This window comes from Erythrobacter sp., assembly GCF_038133525.1.
In the GTDB taxonomy this organism is placed as follows: Bacteria; Pseudomonadota; Alphaproteobacteria; order Sphingomonadales; family Sphingomonadaceae; genus Qipengyuania.
The window spans coordinates 1-1,933 of the sequence record NZ_JAYPTL010000153.1 but is presented as its reverse complement, the minus strand read 5'-3'; the positions used below and the strand labels follow the sequence as shown (position 1 = coordinate 1,933).

General features: G+C 60.6%; 2 protein-coding genes. Both read left to right on the top strand.

Annotated elements, in window-relative coordinates; all coding sequences use genetic code 11:
- Positions 1-416 (top strand): gluconate 2-dehydrogenase subunit 3 family protein (locus tag AAFM29_RS17405; RefSeq protein WP_341713978.1); only part of this gene is annotated, 416 nt, incomplete at its 5' end.
- A partial coding sequence (locus AAFM29_RS17400) for a GMC family oxidoreductase (protein ID WP_341713977.1) occupies positions 409-1,933 on the top strand: 1,525 nt, incomplete at its 3' end. The genes AAFM29_RS17405 and AAFM29_RS17400, both read left to right, overlap by 8 nt.

Below are 1,933 nucleotides of genomic sequence, written 5' to 3'. Positions count from 1 at the left end.
CTCAGCGAATAGCTCGAGATCAAGGAGATGGTTTCCGCCATCATCGCCTGCCCAGTCTCCGTGAATGCTGGATGCGCTTTTTGGCCGCGATCGACGAAGAGGCTGATCGTTTATTCGGTCAGGCATTTCATGCCCTGCCTGACGATCAGGCCGATCGGATCCTGCAGGCGATCGCGTCAGGCGATATTCGTGGCGAGCTATGGACCGATATGCCGCCCCGGACAGTCTGGAACTGGCGCGTCATTCCGGACTGCTTGTCATGCCATTGGTCGCAGCCTTCTGCATGGAGCGCGATGGGTTTCGGAGGTCCAGCATCGCCCCGAGGCTATGTCAGGACGGCGAAAGACCGGCGCGATCCTTGGGAAGCCATCGAAGCTGGGCAGAAGGCGAGGGGTTTGCCACGCCATCATGATTGACACGGATAGTTCCACGCCGCGCGCCATTGATGGGCGCGCCCCCGATGTTTTCGTGCCGGGCGGTTGGACGGCCATGAACGATTATGGCGAAGATGAGGTTGATTTTGCCATCGTGGGCACTGGCGCTGGCGGAGGGACGCTCGCCTGTAAGCTAGCCGAGGCTGGCTTTTCCGTCATCGCTTTCGATGCAGGTCCGTATTGGCGTCCGCTCGATGACTTCGCCTCGGACGAAGCCCATCAGTCCAAGCTGTACTGGACTGATGATCGTATCGTGGACGGCAATGATCCGCTTCGCTTGGGCAGCAATAATTCGGGTAAGTCGGTCGGCGGTTCCACGGTCCACTTCGCAATGGTGTCCCTGCGGTTTCGGCCCGAATGGTTCAAGAGCCGGTCGCTTCTCGGTTATGGGGCGGACTGGCCGATCAACTGGCGCGAGATGTGGTCTTATTATCGTGAGGTCGAAAAGACGCTCTCGATTTCGGGGCCGCTCAACTACCCTTGGGGTCCGAAACGACCGCGCTATCCGCTGCGCGCGCATCCGCTGAACGCGGCTGCCGATTATCTGGCCCGGGGTGCCGTGGCGCTCGGCTTCGATTGGACTGAGACGCCGATTGCCACTCTGTCGGCTCCGCGCGGTAAGGCGCATCCTTGTGTTTATCGCGGGTTTTGCGTCACGGGCTGTTCCACAAACGCCAAGCAATCGGTACTCACCACTTGGCTACCGCGTGCCCTGAAGGCAGGTGCGGAAATCCGCGATATGGCGATGGTGGGCCGGATACAGACTAGGAATGGCCGCGCCAGAGGCGTCCATTACCACAGATCTGGGAAATGGCAGTTCCAGAAGGCCCGCAATGTCGTCGTTGCAGGCTATGCGATCGAGACGCCGCGCCTGCTGTTATACTCTGCCAACGACGAATTTCCCGATGGCCTCGCCAATTCCTCCGGGCTCGTCGGCCGCAACCTGATGGTCCAGTTGAACCAAGCGGTCTGGGGCCAGGTCGATGCCGACGTGCGCTCCTACAAGGGGCCGCCGAGCCTCGCCATCAGCGAACACTGGAACTACGAGGATGAAGGTAAGGACTATCACGGGGGGTGGTGCTACATGAGCCAAGGGCCGTTGCCCGTGACATGGGCCAAATCACTTGCAGGCGGTCGCGGCCTCTGGGGCAGGGACCTGCAGCGCGAGATGGCGCGGGCCAACCACTCTGTCGGTCTTAAGATGGTCGGCGAAGTCCTCCCAAACCCGGACAACCGGGTAACCTTGGCGCAATACGAGACGGACGCCTTGGGCATACCGATCCCCCGCGTGACATTTTCCTATGGCACGAACGAACATCGGATGATGGAACATGCCATGTCCGTCATGGACGATGCGCTTGCCGCCGTCGATGCACGAGAGCGTTGGCAGGAAAAGGACGACACCTGCCATCTGAATGGCACCGCCCGCATGGGGTTCGATGCTCGGAACAGCGTCGTCGATGCCGATTGCCGCAGCTGGGATGTGCCCAATCTATGGA